Consider the following 23,496-nt stretch of genomic DNA (forward strand, 5'->3'; position numbering starts at 1 on the left):
TTGTTATTGTGAACCTTTCATTGCAACAACAACATAAAATGTTTTCAGGAAAATAAACATTTTTAATTTCCTTGTTCTATTTATTGCAAAGTAATGGTCGATAGCGACTCTTCTTTTATATGAGGTGTCGCTTCTTCCTGAAACCTGCCATAAGCCAGTAAGGCCAGGCTTAACAGAAAGATAAGACGAACTCCTGCGACCATAGTATTTAAGCTCTGGCTCAGTGACGGGACGGGGCCCGATCAGGGTCATATCCCCCCTTAGTACATTAATCAGTTGCGGCAATTCGTCTATGCTGGTTTTTCTGATTAACTTTCCAATGCGGGTAATTCGCGGGTCATCATTTACTTTACCGTAAGCAGATAATTCATGTTTTACCCTTGCTTTATCACTCTCTGAAATCTGGTCCATACTTTTCATTGATGTAAATTTATAACATCCAAATGCTTTATTATTCTGTCCTATTCTTCTGTGTGAATATAATGGACTTCTTCCTGTGGATGCTATTGCTAGATATGCTGTGATTAAAACCGGCGATAGCAACGCGATAGATAAAGCTGACACTGCAACGTCGAAGTATCTCATTTTCAACATGATTTATTCCTCATTTCAGTCTATATAATTATACATTAGAAAGTAACTTCAGATTAGAAAAATTTACTATTGGAGTAACTTATGGGCTTTCCATCCCCCGCAGCAGATTACGTAGAACAACGCCTGACCCCTGAGTCAGTCATGGGTATCACGGAATCGTCAATCATCGTTCCGACAGATGAAGGTTATGCCGTGGTCGAGCCGGGGATACCAGCAAAAGCGGGGAGTGTGGTTCTGCTCGATGTTGCCGGCCAGTCAAAGATGTTTGCCACGGTAGGCGCTGGCCGGTTCATTACTGACGGTGGAATTATAGAGGGGGATGCGCTGGACGATGCCAGGGTGATTGGAGTGGTGACGCACATGGTGAAGAGTTTTTGAAGGGGGTATGTGTCGTTTTTGTGTCGCCACATGAATCATCTTTACTCTGATGATTTCACAAAAATGCATGGAAACGACACAAATCATGTTGCGAGCATGGGATTTTGTCTATTGTTTCAGTTGGTTAATTCCAGACCTACTATCTTCTAAGCCGTAGGTCATAGGTTCGAATCCTATAGGGCGCACCATTTTCCCTTCTACTACCGTCCTGTAAAGTCTGCTCATCCCAGTAAAATCACGCACCATAACCAATTCCTTGTCTGCTAACGTCCGGCTAAATCCATTGTGATCCGCGAAAATGTTGGGTTCATTAGGGGTATTGGCAGGCTCAATGAATCGATACCCCAGAATGAAACTTAACGCCCGCCAGGCAGAGACTGTTAAGCCTAAAGAAATACCGTGTAAGCTGCCTGACGACGGTGGCCTGTAACTGCTGGTGAATCCTAACGTGTCACGTTACTGGCGTTTAAAGTATCGGGTGTGAGGTAAAGAGAAGCTACTGTCCTTGGCGGTATATCCTGACGTCACGTTATCTGAGGCCCGCAGCAAACGAGAAAATGCATAAAGGGTTCTGGCTGCTGGTGGTGATCCGGGGCAGGAAAAGCAGGCAGAGAAACAGGCGAGGGTACTGGCGGTATAAAACAGCTTTGAGTCGGTGGCTATCGAATTGCACGAACACAAAATGCCGAACTGGTCACCAAATGTCTGGGAAAGTCTGCCACTGACCAGAGCATCGTGAATAAAATCAACCGACCAGCACTGGTTTATTGCCTCTGGTGTCGCCAGCCGCGCCGGATTACTTACCGGCAAACGTTGCCAGGTCATTTAAATAGTAATGTACCTTGGTGGAAATATCTTTTCTATTTTAGTGTTACTCTTCCATCAGAACTCTGGATATATGTTTTTCCATCTATATTTATAAATATTTTCCCATTGACGCTCCCTCTTACAACTAACGCTATGCTGTTATAAACGCATTTCTTATGCTCGCCATTAGTATCATCAAAGCAGGTATAGTCATCAATTGAACCATCTCTGGTTCCGGTGGGTAATTTTTCATACCCACCGAAATTCATGACGATAATTGTAAAGTTATCAGGGGGATTGATAATATGATATTTATTCTTAAGTAAGTCTTTGTTTTCCAGCCACCAATTGAGTTTGCCTTCTGTAGTCACCGGTAAATGTTCTACAAAAACCACACCATTATCAACTCTGACTATTTTTGCCGGTCTTACACCAATCCATATGCAGTATGCTGTTATTAAAAAAACTAAAGTTGCTCCAATCCTTTTGTACTTAAACATTGTTTTCTCCTGTCAATGTTATAGTAGCTTCAAAATTTGTGAAAAATGGCATTTTGAGCAAAATGCTTTGCCCTTTGTAGAACAAACCATATTCTAAAGAGAGCAATAGAGTTAAACTTCACTTTTAAGATATCTTCTTTATCTAAGCCAAAATGATCTTGTGCTCTGTATTTGATAGTCGCAGTATATTTATTGCCCTGGAAGGTCAGGCTTTCTATAGAGATTTCTGTGCTGTTTATGTCATGGACAGTAATGCCCATTCCATTGACGAAATCTTTCCATCTTGTATATTTAGGTAAGCGGCTTTTAGATAACACATTTGAAAAATGTTCTTTAGTCAATTGTGACTTATTAAAATCAAATTGCTCGATAGTGTTTTTAATTATTGATAATGTACTATCGCCAGAGTTATCACTCAAAATGAGATTTCTGTAGGCATTGTTCATAAAAGGATGTTGAAAATCATTTCCATTACTACGTTGCATGTGATTGAAAAGATTTATGATCAGGCCTTGGTATGGTCCTCGGAAAGAAAATGCATAGGACTGAGATCGTAGCTCATCATATAACATCGCAATGGCTTTTTCTCTGCTAACTGGCGGTATATTGTTAGTAGCAGGATGCTGATAGCAGGGACCAAAAGTAGCCCAGTCGATGAAAGTTGATACTTTCCCGAGATGATAATGCTTTTTCAGTGTATCAACATCCATGTCGCCACTTTGCATGTCATCGGCATTTCTGTCATTGAATCTTTTTTTTGTGGTGAAGATGATAAGTTTTTTGTCGATTCCTTTCATTTAAAATCAATCTCCTTCAGTCAAGTGATTAAACATTATACACCTCCACTTGTCAGACAGCTTAGGAATTTTCTTGATATTTCTATTTTAATGTCTGTCAGGCAGAGACTGTTAAGCCTAAAGAAATACCGTGTAAGCTGCCTGATGACGGTGACCTATATCTATTGGTTAATCCTAACGGGTCGCGTTACTGGCGTTTAAAGTATCGTGTTGGCGGTAAAGAAAAGTTGCTGTCCGTGGGGGTATATCCTGACGTCACGTTATCTGAGGCCCGCAGCAAACGAGAAAATGCAAAAAGGGTTCTGGCTGCTGGTGGTGATCCGGGCAGGAAAAGCAGGCAGAGAAACAGGCGAGGGTACTGGCGGTACAAAACAGCTTTGAGTCGATAGCTATTGAATGGCACGAACACAAAATGCCGAACTAGTCACCGGACGATGCTGATGACATTCTGGAGTACCTGACAAAGGATATATTACCCTTCATTGGTCAACGCGCCATTAATGAAATCAAACCTGCCGAGATGCTGGCAGTATTGCGGAAGATGGAACAGCGTGGCGTTCTGGATAAGCTGAAAAAGACCCGCCAGGCTTGCCGCCAGATATTTACTCACGTAGTGATCACCGGCAGGGCAGAGAATAACCCGGTGACAGATTTAGCCGGCGCACTGAAAGCTCCGAAGCAAAAGCATTTCCCACATCTGAGCGTCGAGCAGATACCCGACTTTCTGAAAGCCCTGAATGATTATCCGGGCAGTATGATTACCCGCATTGCCACAAAGCTATTGATGATTACCGGCCTGAGAGAGATTAATCATATAACCAGCGTCCAGCTCTGGCAGATTCAGCAAACATTCTCAGCGTGAATGGAGGGCGCTCAGAGATTATTTTTTTCATAATTTCGCGGCCTTTAGTTAATCGCTTCAGTAATGGTATTTTTATTATCGGACAGTAACGGTTCATATTGATTGCAGAAACATCAATAGCAAATTTCTGACCAAAATCTTCAATCACATAAGGAAGTTCATCGGGAGCACAATAGTCCTGTAGATGCGTGTCTAATTCCAGAGGGATTGGACGCCACTTCCAGTTAAGCGGGGTTGATAGCTCACTACGAAAGAATTCAAGAACCTCTTCGTCCGTTACCATACCTTATCATTACCCCGGGCAATTTTATTGTAATCACGAACGGTTTTATATGAAATTTGTGACATATCAGAGGCTAAAAAATAAGTTCCATTTAACTCTTCAACCGTATCCATATGGTTTACTCGTACAGTAAGTGACTGTCATCAATTAACTTACAGAGTGAGTGTGTCAAATTCAACTGAAGTATGTATGGTAAATGGGGATCGGGTGGAAGAAAAGCGCGTCTTACTGATGCGGGTCAAAACCTTTTTGATCAGATTGAACATAACATGTTCGCTTTGATGGAAAAGGCAGATGCTTAACCCGCAGAAAATCGCGGGTTAAAAAGGGAGCCACTTTAACTAACTCTTTTATTATCGGGCGTATTTTTGACTGTACCCGATGATGATTCAGCCGGGTTTTGGCTACTTTTTTTAGTAGAAAACCCGCCAATGACTTCCTTCCTGGTAATTTGCCCTTTACCTTTTTCGGAACTGTGAGTACGTAAACTTTCGACAAGTCCTCTTCGTACCGCTTTGCTCAATTCTTTTGTGCGTGCCTCAGTAACGTCACTGTTCCTGGAAGTGTCCGGCCTTAATATGTGTGGCACCATGACACTGGCAACAGTACTCATGCCAGCTACGCCATTTTTCTGTACGGATATATTTATGTGATTTCCTGATGAGTTCTGGATATCGACTCTCCATCCCCGAACATCTCTGACAATAGTTCCGCGGCTTTTGAAAATATCATTAATATCCAAAGCAGCTATTGCAGCATGGACGCCAGCTTTGTCAGGCGGGTAGGGTAGAGAAGGACCAATTTTGTCAGTAAAGTCTTTGATCATGAAAGCCATAATTTTCTCCCGGTAATCTCCACTTGTAAGCATAGTTAATAGAGTGGCGTTAAGGAAAGTAAATGATTCCTGAAATGTAGGGTAGCTTGATCTTTTACCGCTATCTAAGTTCGCGAATATTTATCTATGCCGCTGTAAATAATAGTGAATTCAGGCTGAAGCATGCATCCGGGGGCTGTTTAATGCAATCAACAAGGAACAGAAGTGGAATCACCTGATTGGGAGGCTGTCGAATCAGCTTACCGGGCATGGATGATAGCTCACCGTAAGATACTGCCACAAAATGTACCTTCTTATCCGGGGGTTTATATAGAGTGGAATCACGGAACAAATGATAAAAGCATTTCATCGGCAAAACGTATGGTAAATGCCTTTGGCATGCAGGGGTTACACGTTGCCCCCGCGTTAAACAGCAGGCATACCGAAGGACACGCCATTGATATGAACATATCCTGGACAGGTGTGTTGAAAATTATCAACGCCAGTGGGGAAACTATTGAAATTAACACTTCTCCATGTTCAGGGATGAATGCTAAATTGCATCAGGTTGCCAAAACATACGGTGTAGTTAAGTTCCGGGGAGGATTTAAGGATGTGCCTCACTGGTCTACGGATGGACGATAAATGAAAACTCTCAACTTAATTTTTGTATGTATGGTTTTCAGCGGGGGTGCCTACTCACAAGTCAGGCAATCTCCTGAAGAAAATACGGAAATAAAATATTTTACTGATATCGCTGATAACTGCGATTATTTATCCGGTGAGTGGGATAGTGACCTGACGAAGAAACGACAGCGTGAAATTGAAAAACAGGTTGACAGGTATTGCAGTGAAGTCAGCAGGCTTAAAGAAAAACTTAAACAGAAATATAAAGGTCATCCGGATATTGAGAGTATATTAAATGGTTACGATTTTGAATGATGTAAAATATCACAGGGTCAACATAATGGCGGGTCGTTAATGATTTTTTTTATGATTTAGTTCAGTGATTACTGAGTGAATATAGCGGCAGTGGGTTGATACTCTGCCGCTATTTTTCAATGGCCTGTATCAGATCATATCGTGGCTCAGATACAACGCTTCATATCCCTGGGTGATTTCGGGGGGAGTGGTGAACAGGGTGGGGGTTTGCAGGTCAAAGGATTCACTGATCCGGCTTGCATCCCAGCTAACGCCATTGGCAAAATCTATCCATTCCACACCTGCTTCGTAACTGCCGGATGTGGCCTGACTCACCAGCCGTACCGAGCCGCCGTCACCGGCCCCGGCGGTACTTTCGGCAATGGTCAGCAGCATATCGGCCCCGTCACGACTGACTGTGACCTGCGAGGCGGTAATGTCTTTCAGCCACAGCCGGTCGTCTGTCCCTCTGAAGGAATATTCCTCAATTGTGTCGTGGCCGTCACCTCGGGCGTAGATATACAGGTCGTTGCCGTAGCTGCCATTCAGGTAGTCGTCGCCTTGCCCGCCCTGCAGCCGGTCATCCATATTGGATCCGCTGATCCGGTCATCCCCCGGGGTCATGGCGGTGGCAAACATCTGTTCGCGCAGTTGCTGCTGATTCCAGCGGGTGCCGTCGGCAAACTCCAGCCATTCCACACCGGTCTCATAACGGCCCGAAGCGGCCTGACCCACCAGCCGTACCGAGCCGCCGTCACCGGCCCCGGCGCTACTTTCGGCAATGATCAGCAGCATATCGGCCCCGTCACGACTGACCGTCACCTGCGAGGCGGTAATGTCTTTCAGCCACAGCCGGTCGTCAGTCCCTTTGTAGGAAGATTCCTCAATTGTGTCATGGCCGTCACCGCGGGCGTAGATATACAGGTCATTGCCGTAGCTGCCATTAAGGTAGTCGTCGCCTCTGTTGCCATATAACGTATCAGCAAATTTTGAACCGGTGAGTGTGTCGTTGCCATCCAGTCCATACATCACAGAGGCCTGATTCCCGGCGGAAAGAGTGTCGTTACCGAAATTACCAGTCAGCCGGTGGGATGAAAGATCGGGCAATAATAGATCCAGTAATCGCTCAAAAGTATCCCCCTCTGCATTGCTAAGCACCGAGAGTTGTTCCGTCAGTTGACGGGTAAAATCAGTGTTCAGGGATTTTATAACAATGAATAAATCGACTAACTGATCCCCGGCGGTCAGATCGGACTGATTTATCCCTTCGCGGAGTGTCCTGATAAGTTCGCTACTATCAGCAACGATCTGCTGGTTTTCTATATCCCAGTTAACCTGACCGATTAACGGGGCCAGGTGGGTTTGCACGGTTAATTGCGCATAAAAGTTATTCAGTAAAATATCATAAGCAGATTCAAGACGTTCGGCTGCCTGACTCAAGGGATTAGGATTACCATTTTGTCTGAATTCACTGCCTAAAAAGGCTTCCAGAGCAAACAGCTTCTGGCCATTAAAAAATGGCCCGCGACTGTCTTCAGCGTAATTACTGGCTCCGCTCATCTGTCGCATGATTTTATCGGCCAGCTGATAACGTAATTGCTGGTCAGGTTGCTGAATAAACTGTTCCACCAGATCTCTGAGGACATTGTCCCCCCGGGCGATAAGCTGATGTAAATTACTGACATTACCGGTAGCGGTAATATCTGGCAGGCTGGCAATATCGTCACTCACCGCGACTTTGTGTTTATCCCGGGTGTGACTGCTGGTTTCTCTGAACCAGACATCGGTGATTTCTGCCAGACTGCCATCGGTTTTAATGTACTGGCCTTGCTGGCGGAACTCATTTCCGTATTCATCGGCGAGTTTACTGTTTCTCCAGTTCAGCTGAATAGCCGCAATCCCTGCCTGTTCCATACTGAGAAGTTCACCTTCATCGGTCATGCCGTTTCCGTTACGATCCTGCCAGACTTGCAGGCTGGTGAAAATCTGGTCTTCGCTGTTAATCATCCCATCGCCATTGCTGTCATAATCTGCCAGCGCCAGGAAACCATTCGCTGCTTTTTTGCCGGTGGAGTTTAACGTGTTATTACCAAACAGCTCACTGCCATCATCAATGATATGGTTACCGTTACGGTCCAGCACCAGTAAACCATCGTCTTTACCAACCCAGCCGGAAAGTTGTGCGTAACCATTGCCGTCGTGGTCGAAATAAACCGGATCTTCTGCCGTTTCCACACCGTCACCGTCAAGATCGACAATCAGCGGGCTGGCCTGGCTGGCAGCATCGTCAGCGGCATCCGTTGCCTGGCCGGCAGCGCCATTGGCGGCATCTTCGGCCGCATCGCCGTAAAAAGACCTGGCAAGATCGGCGAGCGATTTCATTGCATCGTTCATATAATCCGTCAGCGCATCAAAGGCATTAGCTGCGGAATCCAGCCCGGCCGACAGGGTTTTTATGGCACTATCATATGCATCGCCCAGCGAATCACTGAGTGGTTTTAAGGCATCCCTGATATTTTCTATATACTTAGCGGGGTCGATAGCGCCGTCAGCCGCCATACTGGCGATTGATAGCACACCTGCAATAACGGTTAATACTCCGGCAGCTCCCAGCGCAAGGGGGGGCAGAGGCTGCACCTGCGGCGACAGCCAAAGCGACTGCACTGGCGACAGAAGCAACATTCCCGAGAGCTGAGTAAATATCACTGGTTTTAATCTTTCCTTCGGATTCTAATGTTGTCTGCATAGAAGATAAATCTGTCAAAACTCCTAGCATTGACAAAATCACTGAAGCAGCCGGAATACTTTTTCCGGCGATATTCATTAAAGGCAGTTTTTTTCCCATCATGCTTAAAAAGGATTCGGCGGTTTGTGAGGTACTGACTCCCACTTTAAGATAATCATTTAGTGATGCGTTATCTTTATTAGCATTAACAATATTATAAATTGATGATGCAGTGTTGGTCTTGGTGCTAATCGCTGATAGTAAATTACCAAATCCTGCCTCGATTACTTTATTGCTCATTTTTAATCTCCTTATTTAATATTACCTGCCTGGTTATTACAAAGGTGAATAATATGAATGGCAATGACATTGCTATATTAATCCACCAGTCATCATGATTGCTGATAATGGTTTTTCTTACATTTTCACCTGAAACGACCTCTTCGCCATCGATGATGACCCGGATAACTTTTTTGTCGATGCCAAATATACTGTATCGCTGCCAGAACCAGCTAATTATTGCTGGTTTATCCTGCCATTGTTGATATAGTTTTGGTTCTAATATTACGTTCGTCCTTTTATTATTCTTTTTTAAATGTTCTTTTAGCTTGTCGTAATATTTGCGATCTATTTCGCAAAGGTTAGGGCTAAGATAAGATGATTTGCAAGAGAAAAATTCAGTGCTACTACCTGTCCTGACGCCAATCTGATAGTTTTTATTGACTGCATCCCTGTAAGTAAACAGGCCTTCGGAATAATGAATGTCTTTTTCTTCCGGAAAATCAGTCGCTAATGCATAAAATATCGGAGTAAGTACGCAGTAAACACAATAAAATATAGTTATCAGACAAAACAAAACATGCCCGGCAGGGCGGTCCAGTATCAGATAACGATGTTCAGTAATATTTTTAGGCTTTTCGCTATGTTGATTATTCATAATTTATACCTACCTGCCATTAGGAACAGTAAGTAACTTTAATGTTTCAAAGGGATAACGTAAGTTGCCAAAGAATACGGCTTCTATGATTCTATTCTCCATAGAAAATATCCTTTTTGTTTAAAATTAAATTTATGGTGAGGTAGAGAGTAAGAATTAAAAAAGGTGATGAGGTTATTATATTAAAAACCCAGTCGTTATTACTCCTAAGCATATCTTTATTTACGCTCTCATTTGAAACTATTTCTTTACCATCAACGATGACCTGGATAACTCGTCTGTCGGTGCTGAATAAGCTATATTTTTGCCTGAACCAGCCAATTTTTGCTGGTTTTCCCTGCCATTTTTTATATATTATTGGTTCTAGAATTACGTTAGTTGGTTTTTTGTTTTTCTTTAATTCTTCTTCTAATTGCGTACGGTATTGTCGATCTATTTCGCAAAGGTCTGTACCAAAATAAGATGACTTGCAAGAAAAGAATTCAGTATTATTCTCTGTTTTTACCCCAACTTGGTAATGTTTCCTGCCGGACTCTCTGTAAGTAAATAAACCTTCAGTGTAGTGGATATCCTGCTCTGTCGGGAAGCTAATTGCTGATGCATAATATATCGGGATAAGTATGCAATACAGATAATAGATGATTGCACCCAGACAAACTAACAATCGGTCGGCAGGGCGGCCCAGTATCAGATAACGATGTTCGGTAATATTCTTAGACTTTTCGCTATGTTGGTTATCCATAATTTATACCTACATGCTATTTAGGAACAGAAAGTAACTTGAATTTTTGTAAGGGGGGATGTGAGTTATCTAAGCACTCTGATGTGATGGATTTATTTTTCATCATTAGTTCCCTTGTTTGAAATTAATACTGTAGTGAGATAGGCTATCCCTATGAGAAAAGGGAGTGACACGATAAGATCAATAAACCAGTTTTTTTTTCGCTTGTTAATGATATTTTTCACACTCTCATTTTTAACAACCTCTTTACCGTCAACGATGACCTGGACAACTCTTCTCCTGGTGCTTAACAAACTATACCTTTGACTGAACCAGCCAATTTTTGCTGGTTTCCCCTGCCATTGTTGATATAGTTTAGGTTTAAGGTCTATATTCGTCCGTTTATTATTTTTTTCTAAATATTCTGTGAGTTGGTCGTAATAAATTTTTTCTATTTCACAAAAGTGTGGTCCGAGATAATTTTGTTTGCATGAGAAAAATTCAGTTTCTCTACCAGTTTTGACGCCTATCTGATAATATTTTCTGCCCACCTCTCTGTAGGTAAAAACACCTTCAGTATAGTGGATATCTTTGTCCGTCGGGAATTGAGTTGCTAATATGTAAAATACCGGTATTAGTATGGAGTAGACGTAATTGACGATTGCAGCCAGACAAAGCAACAATAATCCAATCGGTCTTCCCAATATCAGATAACGATGTTCGGTAATATTCTTAGACTTTTCGCTATGTTGATTATTCATAATTTATACCTACCTGCCATTGGGGAACAGATGGTGACTTTAATGTTTCAAATAGATGATATAGGTTACCTAAACATCTTGCTGAGATTGATTTATTTTTCATCTTTAATCTCATTATTTAAAATGAGATTCCTGATAAGATAGAGGATAATTATCAGCATGGGTGATGACACTATTACACTAAAATACCAGTCATTGTGATTTCTTTTTATGCGTTTATTTACATTCTCGTTTGAAACTATCTCATTACCGTCAATGATTAACTGGACCACTCTTCTGTCGGAACTAAATAAATTATACCTCTGTGTGAACCAGCCAATCCTTGCTGGTTTGTTTTTCCATTGTTGATATAATTTTGGTTCGAGTGCAATGTTTGTATTTTTATTGTTTCTTTTTAATTTATCTTCCAATTTTTTATAATACTGACGGTCTACTTCACAAAGATCAGGTGCAGGATAATATGGCTTACATGAGAAAAATTCATTACCAGTAGTTGTTCTGACGCCCACCTGGTAATTCTTTCTTCCCACTTCCCTGTATATAAACAGGCCTTCAGTGTAGTGGATATCCTGTTCTTCCGGAAAATGGGTCTTTAGTACATAAAATATCGGGACAGGTACGCAGTACAGGTAATAGACGATCGTGGCCAGACAAAATAACAACTGGCCGGCCGGTCTTCCCAGTATCAGGTAACGCTTTCCGGTAATAACTTTCGGATTTTTTCCAGTACTATTATCCATAATGACCTTTTCCTTGTACCCTGAAAAAACGTCAGACACTGATTCCTAAAAAACTTCCTGTTGTGAGAAGTCTGATATAATAAGTATGATAATCTGTCGATGTTTTAATGATTGGCGATAAAATAACACTGCTGATATCCTTCCAGGAATGTGAGTATTTCAATAAAAAATAAAAAATACGCAATATTCTTAATGGATAAACACCCTGGGTGGAGTATTGAGAGTAAAATTAATTTGTTCGTGGCTTTAATTTAATGAATTTATTAATGATTTTAAAATAAACAGTGAGTAAATCAGTAATCATGACCCGGGGGTCTCGACAAAAAATTATTTTCTTGCCATTATCCGGGTATTCACTATGGACAGTTAATACCAGCATTCAAACCGTTGTGCCGCCGGGGAGTCAGGCTTTGAGGTGTTATCACTGACAGGGATAGTCAATGGAAAAAATGAGACATTACTTTTCTGAATTTTCCGGGAAGAACGAGTTAGTCGCTTGTGTATTACGCTGCAAAAAAGAGCTGTGGAGTATCGGTTTTTTTAGTGTAATTATTAATCTTCTGATGCTGACTCCCTCGGTGTATATGCTCCAGGTGTATGACAGGGTATTATCTTCCGGAAATAAAGTAACCCTTATTATGTTAACGCTCATAGTTATCTGGTTATTTTTTTCAATCGGTGTTGTCGAATGGATTCGAAATATATTACTGATTCGACTGGGGGCTTATTTAGATACCAGAATAAACAAACGTATATTTTTCAGCGCATTTGAAGGTTTTCTTCGTCAAAGTACCGCACATGCCTCACAGTCTCTGGCTGACCTGACCCTGTTAAGGCAGTTTGCCAGTGGCAATGCATTATTTGCGTTTTTTGATGCCCCCTGGTTTCCTGTTTACCTGCTGATCATATTTTTGCTTCATCCCTGGCTGGGAATTATGGCACTGGTCGGAGCCATAATTTTAATTCTGCTGGCGTGGCTGAATCAACGTCTGACACACGATGCCATGAATCAGGCAGGATCGATCTCTGCCGCAGCGACTCTGCAGGCGAATACCTGTTTACGTCAGTCAGAAGCCATAGCAGCGATGGGCATGCAGGAGGCGATGTATCGTAAATGGCTGACACAGCATGAGGCATTTTTACAGCAACAAAATCTGGTCAGTGAAAAAAGCGCCCTGGTCGCGGCGGCGACCCGCTTTATCAGACTGGCGTTACAGTCCGGAGTTTTAGGGCTCGGCGCATTGCTGGTACTGAAAGGCGAGATTACCCCGGGGATGATGATTGCCGGGTCAATCCTGTCTGGTCGGGTTCTGGCGCCTGTCGATCAACTGATCGCTGTGTGGAAAGGCTGGGTGCAAGCCCAACAGGCATGGCAACGATTAAGTGCACTGTTAGAACAGTTCCCGCCAGGTAAACAGGCGATGCCTCTGCCTCCACCTGACGGAAACCTGCGGGTGGAGAATCTCTCGGCAAAACTGCCTGGTCTGGCTAAATATCCGCTTCGTGATATCAGTTTTGAATTGCAGCCTGGTGACGTGATGATGGTTACCGGTCCTTCCGGTGGCGGGAAATCGACGCTTGCCAGGTTGTTAGTGGGTGCCTCTGAACCTTTTGCGGGGTCAGTCCGGCTGGATGGCGCAGAGATTCATCAGTATGACCCGCTGACCCTGGGGCCTTACCTCGGCTATCTTCCCCAGGATATTCAACTTTTTGAAGGCACTGTGGCTGAAAATATTGCCCGTTTCGCTGAGCCGGATGAAGAAAAAATCGTGGCGGCAGCCCGTCATGCAGGTATCCACCGGATGATACTGCAACTGCCGGCAGGTTACGATACGCCACTGGGACCGGGCGGGATAATACTGTCAGGCGGTCAGAAACAGCGTTTGGGCCTGGCCAGAGCCCTGTATCATTCTCCACGGCTGATAGTGCTGGATGAACCGGATGCCAGCCTGGATGATGAGGGAAAGCAGGCATTAATTACCGCCATCAGGAGACAACAAGCTGCCGGCAGTACACAAATCATCATCACTCATACCCGATTGCTGCTGCCCTGCAGTAATAAAATACTGATTCTCAATAACGGACGGATCAGTCATTGCGGCACTACTCAGCAGTTTATGCAGCGCGTGGCCACTCCCGGTCAATCTCTGCCAGGTCGCGCCGGCAAAAAGAATCGCTCCCCGGACAGCATGCCTGATTCCAGCCGCCCAGCGGGAATTAACTGACATGCTAAAACCGCGACCGGAGCAGAGAGCTCAGTTTACCCGACCGCTGAAGCTGGTGCGTTACGGTGTCGTCAGCGTGGCTTTTTTATTTACAGGCATGCTGGTGTGGGCATTATGGGCACCGCTGGATAAAGGCGTGATGGTTCCCGGCGTGGTCATGGTGGCGGAAAACAGAAAGGCGGTACAACCCGTGTCGGGAGGCAGGATAGCCAGGCTGGATGTGCGTGAAGGGCAATATGTCCGGCGCGGTCAGGTACTGGTGGTACTCGACAATACCTCCGCACGGGCACTGCGGGATAATCTGTTACATCAGCGATTTGAGGCCAGGACCAGCCAGAGTCGCCTGCTGGCAGAACGTGATGATTTGCCCGTGGTCATCTTTCAGGAGGAACCGGTTAACACAGCGACAGTGCCTGACCCGCAGTTTATGTCAGAGTTACGCGCAGCAGAGCAACAGCTTTTCCTCAGCCGCCGGGTTTCACGCCAACAGGAAACCACCGCCATACGTTCAGCCATTGACGGAACGACTGCGCAAATCTCCGGCGCGCAGGCCATGGCAGATAACTACCAGTCACAATGGCAACTGCTTCGCCAGCAGATCCAGCGATTACGGCCGCTGGCAGAGCAGGGGTATGTAGCGACTAATCGCCTGTCAGAGCTGGAGCGACAATGTTATCAGTTATCCGGGGCCCGGCAGCAGGAAAGCAGCAATATTGCCAGGCTGCAGCAACAACGTACTGAACTGCAACACACACTGGTACAACGTAACAGCGATTACCAGAAAGAGATTCACGGCCAGTTGATTGATATTCAAAATATTCAGCAGGACCTGAGTCAGCGTTTACGGGCTGCTGAATATGAACTCGATAATACAGTGATTACTGCGCCGGCCAGTGGCCTGGTGGTGGGGCTGGCATTACATACCGAGGGGGGCGTTGTCGGTAGCGGTCAGGTACTGATGGAAATTGTTCCTGATAAACAACCGTTACAGATAGCCGCGCAATTGCCGGTGAACCTGATAGATAAAGTTTCACCGGGCGCTCAGGCAGAACTGCTGTTTACCGCGTTTAATCAAAGCACGACCCCACGCATTAATGGCCGTATTACGTTAGTCGGCGCAGACCAGTTACAGAATCCTGCCACGGATCAGCCTTATTACGCGCTCTATATCCGGGTGGAAGGAGAGAATAATGACTTTATTAACACCTTCAATGTTCGCCCGGGCATGCCTGTCGAAGCTTTTATTCGAACCGGTGAGCGCTCATTGTTCAACTATCTGTTCAAGCCGTTGTCCGACCGCCTGAAACCGGCTTTCACGGAAGAGTAATGATGAAACTGACTTCGCAACAGGCAAAATATTGCTTTTGGCTGATCCTGATATGGACTCAGTCAGTTGATGCATTGGGGATCACAGAAGCCTGGCAGCGTGCCCTGGTGAATGATCCGCAATACCAGTCGGCGCTTCAGGCCAGCCAGGCCGGCAAGGAGCAGGAGCTTATCGGGCTGTCGGCACTATTGCCTAAAGTGGTTTATGACTATCAGAAGTCGTATAACGATTCCAGGGTGACTTCAGGCAACCGCAGTAGTGAACGCCAGTATGGCAGTTATGTTTCGTCATTATCCTTACGTCAGCCACTGCTGGATTATGAAAGCTGGTCGGTTTACCGGCAGGGGATAGCGGGGGCAGAGCAGGCAGAGCAACTGCTGCGTGATCAGCAGCAGAGATTACTGTTGCGGTTGTTCAACGCCTATACGTCAGCATTGTATCAGGCAGAACTGACTCAACTGGTTGAGCAGCAACAACGCGTTTTTACCGAACAGTATCAACTTAACCAGCGCCTGTATCAGGCCGGTGAAGGAACACGGACCGATATTCTTGAAACTGAGGCGCGACTTAATCTGGCCAGTGCTGAAAAAATAGCTGCACAAAATAATCTGGAGCTTAGTCTGCAGGACCTGGAGTTAATCACCGGAACTACAGTAAATATTGCAGAACTTACTCCACTGCTGAAAAATCCAGCGGTACTGCGTTCAGAATCAAAAAGTTACCAGCACTGGCTGACGTTGGCGATCAGGCATAATGCACAACTGCTGGCGCAGAATCGTTCTCTTGAGATGGCTAAGCAGGAAATTGAGAAGCAGCGGGCCGGGCATCTTCCGCGCGCCACCTTAATCGCCAGTTACAGAAACACTTACTCAGAGGGTGAATCAAATTACCTTCAGCGCTATGACACCGGCACTGTAGGAATACAAATCAGTGTGCCGATTTTTTCCGGCGGCGGTACCGCAGCGGCGACCCGCCGGGCTCAGGCGCAATATCAGCAAGCGATTTACGGTAAGGATTTACAGACCAATGAAATCCGCAAACAGATAGCTAAACAATATCATTTGCTGAAGAGCTCGCGGGCAAAAATTACCGCCCTTCAGCTTGCGGAGAAAACTCAGCAGACCCTGATAGTGGCGACAAAGAGCAGTGTTCAGGGAGGAGAACGTATCAATTCTGATGTGCTGAATGCAGAGTTACAGCTTAGCTCGGTACAAAGAGATCTGTCGGAAGCGCGCTACACTGCAGTCTCTGCCTGGCTGGAACTGCATTATTATGCCGGGGTCCTGGATGACGGGGTGTTAAAGCAACTGGCCTCATTATTTGAGCGCCGGTAAACCGAAGTCCGGTGGCGATGAATACTGGCTCAGCGCCGCTCTGGCGGTTACCGGCGGATAACGCGTTGTCAGTGAGGTTAATCCCCGCCATGCCGGCAATGACTGCTGAACTGCCAGCACCTGATAAGTGACCACGACAGACGGGAGACACTCTGTTGCCGCCAGTCCGACTTGTTAACTGAAAAACTCATTCAGTGCACTGCCCAGGGCGGCGGGTTGTTCATCCGGAATAAAGTGGCCACTGTGAGCAATGGTGATGCCGGTAACATTCTCTGAAAACTGACGTAACGGGGCCGCCATATCGGTGATCGAGCCCTGATCAGCACTGATTGCCAGCAGAGGAACTGTCAGTTTACCCTGGTCACGCAATTGTCGGTTTTGTTCTGCCGACAGCGCTATTTCACGGTAAGGGGCCAGCCCTGCACGCAGTGCTCCATCCTTGCGAAAAATTCGCAGATATTCCGCCATATCACTGTCACTGAAAGCCATCGGACTGACCGTTTTACGGCGTAAAAACCATTCCAGATAAATGTCCTCACGTCCGCGAATCAGTGATTCAGGTAAATCAGGCACCAGATGAAAGGCGAAGTGCCACAATTTCCAGGCATTATCCGGAGAAACCGGTAAAGCCTCGGGTAAGGTAATCCCGGGAATACCGGCATCCAGGAGTGCCAGTTTAGTGACCTGTTGGCTGTATTTCATAGCATAGGGCCAGGCCACCCAGGCGCCCACATCATGTGCGGCCAGAGAGTAACGCCCGATACCTAAAATTTGCATCAGCCCATGAATCTTTCCTGCCAGCGCCAGCGTATCGTAACCATGAAGGGGTTTGTCTGAATCGCCCTGACCAGGTAAGTCGGGGGCAATAATCCGGAAGCGCTCAGCCAGATGTGGCATCACTTTATGCCATGCAAACCAGCTTTGGGGAAACCCCGCCAGCAGTAACAGGACTTCACCTTGCGGATTACCGCCACTGACATAATGTATTCTTACACCTCCCACCGTCTGATAGTGATGATGGAATCCCGGCAGATGATCGACCGGCTGTGACCAGCCCTGTGTGAGAGTGGTGTCTGGCATAAAATAACCTCCTTAATTATGGATTAATCGTTTCCTTATTTTTCGTGATTTTTCAGAATGTCAGCAAGATTTCTGTTAGCTGATATCAACTGGTGTGTAAAATAAGGAAATGAACGATTCCTTAATGGTTGCATATTCCGGTAAAAGAGAAAAGCGCTAATTTTTGGGAGTAAGGAGAAGTCAGTGAGAGTCCCCTGCCGGTGAGAACAATTGTCCCGGAGCTGCCTGAATAGCGGGAAAAGCTATTTATTCACCCGGCGTAATGAGGGTATGACGGGACTGCTGAAGCGGGTCTGTTACCCGCAGACACCGGTTCAACGGTAAGACAGATGCTGGCGGGTTATCTCTGAAAAGAGTACCCCGCCGGGTGAGAGAGTCTGTCCCGGGGGAAAGTTAATTCACTCGCGGCCATCATTTCCATAAATCGTTGTACCCCGGGTTTACCTTCTGAGGATTTTGCTATCGTCAGGGTAAAATAAACTTCTGGCAAAGTCGGCAAACCGGTACTGATTTTGCTGAGTTCTGCAGGAATAAAGCACTCAGCGAGTGGCGCTATAGCAACCCCGGCACTGACCGCTGCATGGATAGCACTTAGCCCCGGACTGGTTACCGTTGTTTCCCAACGTCGTCCCGTACTATTTAATGCGTTGACTGCCGCACGGCGATAGACACAGCCTTCACCGAATAATGCCAGTGGTATGGGCTGTTGCGGATCACGGATAAGTCCCGGGTCTCCTGCCCAGACCAGCGGAGAACTGCCAATGATTCTGCTGTTAGCGTTCAGTTCCAATGATTTAGCCAGAACAATATCACAGGAACCGCGGTCACCACTCTCCAAAAGCTGATCGGTGATACCCACGTTGATTTCCAGACGTACGTTCCGGGTACACTGATGGTAGCGGCGAATGACGTCAGGTAACCAGTAACAGGCAAGGTCATCGCAAATTGCCAGCGTTAAGTGGCCGGTGAGCGCATTGTCCAGCATTCGTGTATGGGCTTCATTCGCCAGTGTTAATATAGAGCGGGCATAATCAATCAACAGGTGGCCGTCTGCCGTCAGGTTTACCGAACGGGTTGAGCGCAAAAACAGAGTTTTGCCTACCCGTTCCTCCAGCCGTTTAATCTGCTGGCTAATCGTTGACTGAGTCAGACTCAGTCTGTCGGCTGCCAGGGTAAAACTTCGACAATCCGCTACGGTGACAAAGGCATTTAGTGCGTCAAGTTCAAATACCGCGGCACTATTCATTAAAATTACCACTTAATTAGTCAATTTATTATTAATTTAACAAATCAATGGGCTGACAGCCATAATCCTGACGAATATTGTTCACTCAGGAGTTAGTTATGTTTGAAGGTTTTGAGGATACCAACATCACCCTGCCGTCAGGACTCAAGCTGCGTGTGCGGATGGGCGGGCAGGGGATACCATTGTTACTACTGCATGGCTACCCACAGACTTCTGCCTGCTGGCACAAGGTTGCACCGGCTCTGGTGGCTCAGGGATTCCGGGTCATAGCTCCTGATCTGCGGGGCTACGGCGGTTCAGATAAACCGGCTTCTGATGCAGAGCATATGACCTATTCTAAACGGGTCATGGCTGAAGACCAGATTAGCCTGATGAAAGTTCTGGGATATCAGTCTTTTATGTTAGCGGGACACGACAGAGGTGCACGGGTAGCATTCCGTATGGCTCTCGATTACCCACAGGCTGTTGAAAAGCTGGCATTGCTGGATATTGCGCCCACCACAGAGATGTACGCCCGCACCAACAGAGAATTTGCTACCGGCTATTATCACTGGTTCTTCCTGATTCAACCCTCCCCGTTACCTGAAAGGCTTATCGGCGCACAAGCCGATTATTATCTGGAAAGTAAACTGAAAGCGTGGGGAAGAAGTGGTATGGCCGTTTACTCGGGCGAAGCGTTAGAGGAATACCGGCAAAGTTTCCGTGATCCTGACGCGATCCATGCCAGTTGTGAAGATTACCGGGCATCTGCAGGAATCGATTTGCTTCACGATGAGGCCGATGTGGGTCACAAGCTGGCGATGCCATTACTGGTACTGTGGGGCACCCGGGGATTGGTCGGCTCGTTGTATCAGGTTGAAACATTATGGCGTCAGCGGGCTGAACAACTGATCGCCAGGGGATTGCCCTGCGGACATTTCCTGCCCGAGGAGCAGCCTGAGGAAACGAGCAGACTGCTGGCTGATTTCTTTAGTCTGGCCGAACGCTCAACAGTAAAAGAATAAAACGCCCGACATCAGGCTTAACGCTGACTAACCGGCTATCAGGCGGAAGGAGGAGGTATTTCCCTTGCGTCTGAATTACTGCAAAATAAACCGATAGCCGATGCCGCTCTCTGTAAGTAAATGACAGGGCCTGGCAGGATCGCTTTCCAGTTTTTGCCGCAGGTGCCCCATGTAAATCCGCAGATAGTGGTTACTTTCGACGGCATTGGGCCCCCATACCTGACTCAGTAACTGGTATCGGGTCAGTACTTTGCCGTGATTCTTCAGTAATACGGCCAGCAGACGAAACTCAATCGGAGTCAGATGCACATGGCTTCCATTGCGGGTTACTGTCCGGGCGGCAAGATCGACGGTGACCTGTGAAAAGGTATAAACCGCTTCACCGGTATCTGGCTGATGTATTCGTCGTTGCAGAACCCTCAACCGGGCGAGAAATTCGCCAATACCAAAGGGCTTACATAAATAATCATCGGCCCCGGTATCCAGTGCAGTAATCTTATCCGCCTCATCGCTACGGGCAGAAAGGACGATAACAGGAGCCTGACTCCACTGACGAAATTCACGGATAAAATCCACACCATTCCCGTCGGGCAGCCCGAGGTCGAGGATCACCAGTTCAGGTTTACGGGTGGCGGCTTCAATCAGGCCCCGTTGCAGGCTATCCGCTTCGTGGACCCGGAAAGATTCAGCTTCCAGTGCTATGCGCAGAAAGCGGCGAATATGCGGTTCATCTTCAATAATAAGTACTGAAATCACCCTGTTTACTCCAGACAGTCCAGCCGTGGTGGTTCGGGCTGCGGCAGAATCACCGTAAATACCGCACCACCTTCCGGACGGTTAGCTGCGGTTATCGTCCCTTCATGCACACTGACAATGGCCTGGCAAATGGCCAGCCCCAGGCCAATACCCGGGATAGTCGACTCTTTATTCCCCCGGGTAAATTTATTAAATATATCCTGCGATAGTCCGGATGGAATACCCGGACCATCATCCAGAATATCGACACGAAATTCGCCCTGATGGATCATAGCCTTTAGCTCTATACTGGCATGTTCACCGGCATATTTAGTGGCATTTTCTAATAAATTCATCATTACCCGTTGAAATAATGCACCGTCCAGCCATACCAGCGCCAGAGGATCCGCCAGGGTTAATTTAACCGCATCGCGCTGAGTTACCTCTGGCATTGACTGCAGGGCGCTGCCGGCCACTTCCTGTAAGGTGATCCATTCTTTATTCAGTACAAAACCGTCAGACTGGAACCGTGCCATATCCAGCAGGTTATTCACCAGCCGTGAAGTACTGATAACCTGCTGGTGAATCTGCTGCGCCTGAGCGGTATGAGTCGATTGTTCACGTAACAGATCGGCGGATAGCATTTCGGCCTGACCGGAAAGTACGGTGAGCGGAGTACGCAGATCATGTGAAAGAGCGGCAAGAAAAGCATTGCGTAATTGTTCCCGTTCGCTGTTCAGGCGAGCCTGCTGTTCACTGCTTATCAGGCGTTGCCGCTCAAGAGCACTGGCAATCAGCATGATAAAGGTCTCCATCAGACGTTGTTGTTCGGGGATCATTAACTGGCGCAGACTAACGGGCTCAATAATCACCAGACCATGGGTTTTGTCAGCGCTGTTCAGAGGGATAATCTGGTAGGGGACTGCGGGCAGAGTATCTGTCCCGGCACCGGCAATCAGACCTTTATCTGCACTCCAGCGGGCAATGCTTTCGTCCCAGGGGGGCATTGACTGCCGCGGAGTCAGTGGCTGCAGGTTGCCCTGTTCATCCGGTAACAATAACTGGCAGGTGGCATTGAAAGTCGCAGCGATAAAATTTTCGCTCACTGTGGCCAGTTCTGTGTTATTTCGGGTATGAGCCAGGGCTTTCGACATTTCATACAACTGGCGGGTTCTCTGTTCCCTGTAGCGGGCAATCCTGGCCTGATGACGGACCCCGGCGGTCAGATTTCCGATAACAATTCCTACCGTCAGCATTACGCCAAAAGTGACCAGATACTGGATATTGGCTATCTCCAGGGTTCCTTTTGGAGCAATAAAAAACAGATCGAAACTGATGACATTAATGATACTGGCAATGACCGATGGCCAACGTCCATACAGCAGAGCGATAATCACCACATTCAGCAGATAAAGCATGACCAGATTAGAATTATCAATCTGTGGCAACCAGCGGCTGGTGATCAGTGTGGTCACGGCGCACAAAAGCAGCGCTATTGCCGAACCCCGAAAATAGCCGCGCCATGAAGTACGGGATAGCGGGGTATCGTGGTTTTTCGCGACCTGAGAACCGGCCGCCTCCTCCGGGGCGATAACGATGATATCCGGCCCCTGCTGACGACGGGTCAGCTGTTCAGCCAGGGTTTTGCGTGGATCCCAGCGAGGCTTTTCTGTCCGTCCGACCATGATTTTTCCCAGCCGGTGTTCACGGGCATAGTGCATAATCGCCTGCGCCCGATCCGGATCGGATAATGTGGCAGTTTCTGCCCCCATATCACGAGCCAGACGTAGTGCTTTAAGAATAGCCCTGCGGCGTTGTTCTGAGAGTTTGTAGAGCGCTGGGGTTTCGACGTATACGGCATGCCATTCGCCACTGAGTTTTCCTGCCAACCGTGCCGCGGTACGGATCAGTTTTTCGTTACCCCGTTCAGAGTCCAGACACAGCAATAATGTATCGCGGCTGTGCCAGAGCTGATCGTGTTCAGGGGTGTTCTGCCACAGGCGGGCCTGCTCATCCACTCTGTCAGCTGCACGGCGCATCGCCAGTTCACGCAGTGCAATTAAATTCCCTTTACGGAAGAAATGTTCAATGGCCCGTTCGGCCTGTGCCGGAATATAGATCTTACCGTCTGCCAGTCGTTGCCTGAGATCGTCAGCGGGCAGATCCACCAGAATAATTTCATCGGCAGCATCAAAAAACGGATCAGGGAGGGTTTCCCTGACTCTGATACCGGTCATAGAACTGACCAGATCATTCAGACTTTCCAGGTGCTGAACATTCAGGGTGGTCAGCACATCGATGCCGGCTTCCAGTAACTCTTCAACATCCTGCCAGCGTTTTGGATGACGGCTGCCAGCAGGATTAGTAAATGCCAGTTCATCCATCAGGATCAGTGCCGGATGGCGGGCGAGGGCAGCATCCGGATCAAATCCGCTGATACGTTTCCCGCGGTGCAGATATTGCTTTGGGGGAAGCTGTGGTAACCCCTGTAACAGACGGGCGGTTTCTTCACGCCCATGGGTTTCTACCACTCCACACAACACTTCCAGTCCCTGATCCCGCAGTCGCCGGGCTTCCTGCAACATGGCGTAGGTTTTACCCACTCCGGCACTGGCGCCAAAGTAGATTTTTAACTTGCCACGGCGGCGGCACTCAGCTTGTTGCAGCAGGGTATCCGGGTCAGGGCGCTGGTTGTGCACTGTCAT

The 23,496-nt window shown here is 46.8% G+C and carries 22 protein-coding genes and 4 pseudogenes; 9 read left to right on the plus strand and 17 right to left on the minus strand.

Annotated elements, in window-relative coordinates; translation table 11 throughout:
- Window positions 1–3: 3 nt before the first annotated feature.
- Complete coding sequence (locus HA49_RS14855) at window positions 4–594, minus strand: sugar transferase (protein WP_046791845.1); 591 nt, start codon at window positions 592–594, stop codon at window positions 4–6.
- An 81-nt stretch (window positions 595–675) separates the two neighbouring features.
- On the opposite strand from HA49_RS14855, the gene HA49_RS14860 reads away from it, so the two are divergent.
- Together HA49_RS14860 and HA49_RS21860 are read left to right on the plus strand one after the other, a co-directional pair.
- A complete protein-coding gene (locus tag HA49_RS14860; protein ID WP_038018936.1) occupies window positions 676–972 on the plus strand; it encodes a LexA family transcriptional regulator in 297 nt (98 codons plus the stop codon).
- A gap of 349 nt (window positions 973–1,321) precedes the next feature.
- Window positions 1,322–1,609 (plus strand): annotated as a pseudogene (locus HA49_RS21860) (Arm DNA-binding domain-containing protein); the annotation flags it as partial.
- Between the two features lie 62 nt (window positions 1,610–1,671).
- Here the strand turns inward: HA49_RS21860 and HA49_RS20985 are convergent.
- The 3 genes and pseudogenes from HA49_RS20985 to HA49_RS20990 all read right to left on the minus strand — a co-directional run.
- Window positions 1,672–1,788: pseudogene (locus HA49_RS20985) on the minus strand (IS3 family transposase); the annotation flags it as partial.
- Window positions 1,789–1,832: 44 nt separating this feature from the next.
- Complete coding sequence (locus tag HA49_RS14870; protein WP_038018941.1) at window positions 1,833–2,279, minus strand: DUF943 family protein; 447 nt, start codon at window positions 2,277–2,279, stop codon at window positions 1,833–1,835.
- A gap of 29 nt (window positions 2,280–2,308) precedes the next feature.
- Entirely contained in the window at window positions 2,309–3,076 is a 768-nt protein-coding gene (locus HA49_RS20990) for a DUF3289 family protein (protein ID WP_245610209.1), read from the minus strand.
- Between the two features lie 125 nt (window positions 3,077–3,201).
- Between HA49_RS20990 and HA49_RS14880 the strand changes: the two are divergent.
- Window positions 3,202–3,884 (plus strand): annotated as a pseudogene (locus tag HA49_RS14880) (tyrosine-type recombinase/integrase); the annotation flags it as partial.
- Here the strand turns inward: HA49_RS14880 and HA49_RS20995 are convergent.
- The 3 genes and pseudogenes from HA49_RS20995 to HA49_RS14885 form a co-directional block, all read right to left on the minus strand.
- Complete coding sequence (locus HA49_RS20995) at window positions 3,883–4,221, minus strand: DUF1493 family protein (RefSeq protein WP_072055944.1); 339 nt, start codon at window positions 4,219–4,221, stop codon at window positions 3,883–3,885. The pseudogene HA49_RS14880 and the gene HA49_RS20995 sit on opposite strands and share 2 nt — an antisense overlap.
- Window positions 4,215–4,310, minus strand: a pseudogene (locus HA49_RS22085) (STM2901 family protein); the annotation flags it as partial. The gene HA49_RS20995 and the pseudogene HA49_RS22085, both read right to left, overlap by 7 nt.
- 248 nt (window positions 4,311–4,558) lie before the next feature.
- The gene (locus HA49_RS14885; RefSeq protein ID WP_156994672.1) at window positions 4,559–5,056 is read right to left on the minus strand and encodes a hypothetical protein; all 498 of its coding nucleotides are present in this window, start codon (window positions 5,054–5,056) and stop codon (window positions 4,559–4,561) included.
- A 204-nt stretch (window positions 5,057–5,260) separates the two neighbouring features.
- On the opposite strand from HA49_RS14885, the gene HA49_RS14890 reads away from it, so the two are divergent.
- Together HA49_RS14890 and HA49_RS14895 are read left to right on the plus strand one after the other, a co-directional pair.
- Window positions 5,261–5,680: a hypothetical protein gene (locus HA49_RS14890; protein WP_245610210.1), complete on the plus strand. Its 420-nt coding sequence runs from the start codon at window positions 5,261–5,263 to the stop codon at window positions 5,678–5,680.
- Window positions 5,681–5,977 (plus strand): hypothetical protein, encoded by a 297-nt coding sequence (locus HA49_RS14895; RefSeq protein ID WP_038018946.1) that lies wholly within the window; start codon window positions 5,681–5,683, stop codon window positions 5,975–5,977.
- 129 nt (window positions 5,978–6,106) lie between these two features.
- Here the strand turns inward: HA49_RS14895 and HA49_RS14900 are convergent, their stop codons facing one another.
- From HA49_RS14900 to HA49_RS14925, 6 genes are all read right to left on the minus strand, one after another.
- Complete coding sequence (locus tag HA49_RS14900) at window positions 6,107–8,593, minus strand: calcium-binding protein (RefSeq protein WP_169748778.1); 2,487 nt, start codon at window positions 8,591–8,593, stop codon at window positions 6,107–6,109.
- Window positions 8,505–8,981: a hypothetical protein gene (locus tag HA49_RS21620; protein ID WP_038018952.1), complete on the minus strand. Its 477-nt coding sequence runs from the start codon at window positions 8,979–8,981 to the stop codon at window positions 8,505–8,507. The genes HA49_RS14900 and HA49_RS21620 overlap by 89 nt, the downstream gene beginning before the upstream one ends.
- Complete coding sequence (locus HA49_RS14910) at window positions 8,971–9,618, minus strand: hypothetical protein (protein WP_038018954.1); 648 nt, start codon at window positions 9,616–9,618, stop codon at window positions 8,971–8,973. The genes HA49_RS21620 and HA49_RS14910 overlap by 11 nt, the downstream gene beginning before the upstream one ends.
- A gap of 91 nt (window positions 9,619–9,709) precedes the next feature.
- Entirely contained in the window at window positions 9,710–10,360 is a 651-nt protein-coding gene (locus tag HA49_RS14915) for a hypothetical protein (protein WP_038018957.1), read from the minus strand.
- A 92-nt stretch (window positions 10,361–10,452) separates the two neighbouring features.
- Complete coding sequence (locus HA49_RS14920) at window positions 10,453–11,100, minus strand: hypothetical protein (RefSeq protein WP_038018959.1); 648 nt, start codon at window positions 11,098–11,100, stop codon at window positions 10,453–10,455.
- 92 nt (window positions 11,101–11,192) lie between these two features.
- A complete protein-coding gene (locus HA49_RS14925) occupies window positions 11,193–11,840 on the minus strand; it encodes a hypothetical protein (RefSeq protein ID WP_046791846.1) in 648 nt (215 codons plus the stop codon).
- Between the two features lie 440 nt (window positions 11,841–12,280).
- Here HA49_RS14925 and HA49_RS14930 point away from each other — a divergent pair, with 440 nt between their 5' ends.
- The 3 genes from HA49_RS14930 to HA49_RS14940 are packed head-to-tail and all read left to right on the plus strand — an operon-like array spanning window position 12,281 to window position 16,726.
- Window positions 12,281–14,065 carry a type I secretion system permease/ATPase gene (locus HA49_RS14930; protein ID WP_052752522.1) on the plus strand — a complete coding sequence of 595 codons (1,785 nt, stop codon included), beginning with the start codon at window positions 12,281–12,283 and terminating at the stop codon, window positions 14,063–14,065.
- 1 nt (window position 14,066) lies between these two features.
- Window positions 14,067–15,392, plus strand: a complete 1,326-nt coding sequence (locus HA49_RS14935) for an HlyD family type I secretion periplasmic adaptor subunit (protein ID WP_046791847.1) — start codon at window positions 14,067–14,069, stop codon at window positions 15,390–15,392.
- Window positions 15,392–16,726: a TolC family outer membrane protein gene (locus HA49_RS14940; protein ID WP_038018963.1), complete on the plus strand. Its 1,335-nt coding sequence runs from the start codon at window positions 15,392–15,394 to the stop codon at window positions 16,724–16,726. Before HA49_RS14935 ends, HA49_RS14940 begins: the two co-directional genes overlap by 1 nt.
- Before the next feature lie 174 nt (window positions 16,727–16,900).
- Here the strand turns inward: HA49_RS14940 and HA49_RS14945 are convergent, their stop codons facing one another.
- Window positions 16,901–17,806: an alpha/beta fold hydrolase gene (locus tag HA49_RS14945; RefSeq protein WP_038018965.1), complete on the minus strand. Its 906-nt coding sequence runs from the start codon at window positions 17,804–17,806 to the stop codon at window positions 16,901–16,903.
- A gap of 340 nt (window positions 17,807–18,146) precedes the next feature.
- Window positions 18,147–19,052, minus strand: a complete 906-nt coding sequence (locus tag HA49_RS14950) for a LysR family transcriptional regulator (protein WP_052752523.1) — start codon at window positions 19,050–19,052, stop codon at window positions 18,147–18,149.
- A 98-nt stretch (window positions 19,053–19,150) separates the two neighbouring features.
- Between HA49_RS14950 and HA49_RS14955 the strand changes: the two genes are divergently transcribed.
- Window positions 19,151–20,056 carry an alpha/beta fold hydrolase gene (locus HA49_RS14955; RefSeq protein ID WP_038018968.1) on the plus strand — a complete coding sequence of 302 codons (906 nt, stop codon included), beginning with the start codon at window positions 19,151–19,153 and terminating at the stop codon, window positions 20,054–20,056.
- Window positions 20,057–20,131: 75 nt separating this feature from the next.
- Here HA49_RS14955 and kdpE read toward each other — a convergent pair whose 3' ends face one another.
- Window positions 20,132–20,812 carry a two-component system response regulator KdpE gene (kdpE, locus tag HA49_RS14960; RefSeq protein WP_038018971.1) on the minus strand — a complete coding sequence of 227 codons (681 nt, stop codon included), beginning with the start codon at window positions 20,810–20,812 and terminating at the stop codon, window positions 20,132–20,134.
- 5 nt (window positions 20,813–20,817) lie between these two features.
- Window positions 20,818–23,496, minus strand: a complete 2,679-nt coding sequence (kdpD, locus tag HA49_RS14965; RefSeq protein WP_038018974.1) for a two-component system sensor histidine kinase KdpD — start codon at window positions 23,494–23,496, stop codon at window positions 20,818–20,820.

The sequence above is a fragment of the Tatumella morbirosei genome (assembly GCF_000757425.2).
In the GTDB taxonomy this organism is placed as follows: domain Bacteria; phylum Pseudomonadota; class Gammaproteobacteria; order Enterobacterales; family Enterobacteriaceae; genus Tatumella; species Tatumella morbirosei.

What these genes read in the sequence shown, in the direction of transcription:
- HA49_RS14855 (WP_046791845.1), bottom strand. Translation starts at nt 594, where the DNA reads ATGTTGAAAATGAGATACTTCGACGTTGCAGTGTCAGCTTTATCTATC.
- HA49_RS14860 (WP_038018936.1), top strand. Translation starts at nt 676, where the DNA reads ATGGGCTTTCCATCCCCCGCAGCAGATTACGTAGAACAACGCCTGACC.
- HA49_RS14870 (WP_038018941.1), bottom strand. Translation starts at nt 2,279, where the DNA reads ATGTTTAAGTACAAAAGGATTGGAGCAACTTTAGTTTTTTTAATAACA.
- HA49_RS20990 (WP_245610209.1), bottom strand. Translation starts at nt 3,076, where the DNA reads ATGAAAGGAATCGACAAAAAACTTATCATCTTCACCACAAAAAAAAGA.
- HA49_RS20995 (WP_072055944.1), bottom strand. Translation starts at nt 4,221, where the DNA reads ATGGTAACGGACGAAGAGGTTCTTGAATTCTTTCGTAGTGAGCTATCA.
- HA49_RS14885 (WP_156994672.1), bottom strand. Translation starts at nt 5,056, where the DNA reads ATGGCTTTCATGATCAAAGACTTTACTGACAAAATTGGTCCTTCTCTA.
- HA49_RS14895 (WP_038018946.1), top strand. Translation starts at nt 5,681, where the DNA reads ATGAAAACTCTCAACTTAATTTTTGTATGTATGGTTTTCAGCGGGGGT.
- HA49_RS21620 (WP_038018952.1), bottom strand. Translation starts at nt 8,981, where the DNA reads ATGAGCAATAAAGTAATCGAGGCAGGATTTGGTAATTTACTATCAGCG.
- HA49_RS14910 (WP_038018954.1), bottom strand. Translation starts at nt 9,618, where the DNA reads ATGAATAATCAACATAGCGAAAAGCCTAAAAATATTACTGAACATCGT.
- HA49_RS14915 (WP_038018957.1), bottom strand. Translation starts at nt 10,360, where the DNA reads ATGGATAACCAACATAGCGAAAAGTCTAAGAATATTACCGAACATCGT.
- HA49_RS14920 (WP_038018959.1), bottom strand. Translation starts at nt 11,100, where the DNA reads ATGAATAATCAACATAGCGAAAAGTCTAAGAATATTACCGAACATCGT.
- HA49_RS14925 (WP_046791846.1), bottom strand. Translation starts at nt 11,840, where the DNA reads ATGGATAATAGTACTGGAAAAAATCCGAAAGTTATTACCGGAAAGCGT.
- HA49_RS14930 (WP_052752522.1), top strand. Translation starts at nt 12,281, where the DNA reads ATGGAAAAAATGAGACATTACTTTTCTGAATTTTCCGGGAAGAACGAG.
- HA49_RS14935 (WP_046791847.1), top strand. Translation starts at nt 14,067, where the DNA reads ATGCTAAAACCGCGACCGGAGCAGAGAGCTCAGTTTACCCGACCGCTG.
- HA49_RS14940 (WP_038018963.1), top strand. Translation starts at nt 15,392, where the DNA reads ATGATGAAACTGACTTCGCAACAGGCAAAATATTGCTTTTGGCTGATC.
- HA49_RS14945 (WP_038018965.1), bottom strand. Translation starts at nt 17,806, where the DNA reads ATGCCAGACACCACTCTCACACAGGGCTGGTCACAGCCGGTCGATCAT.
- HA49_RS14950 (WP_052752523.1), bottom strand. Translation starts at nt 19,052, where the DNA reads ATGAATAGTGCCGCGGTATTTGAACTTGACGCACTAAATGCCTTTGTC.
- HA49_RS14955 (WP_038018968.1), top strand. Translation starts at nt 19,151, where the DNA reads ATGTTTGAAGGTTTTGAGGATACCAACATCACCCTGCCGTCAGGACTC.
- kdpD (WP_038018974.1), bottom strand. Translation starts at nt 23,496, where the DNA reads ATGACAGTGCACAACCAGCGCCCTGACCCGGATACCCTGCTGCAACAA.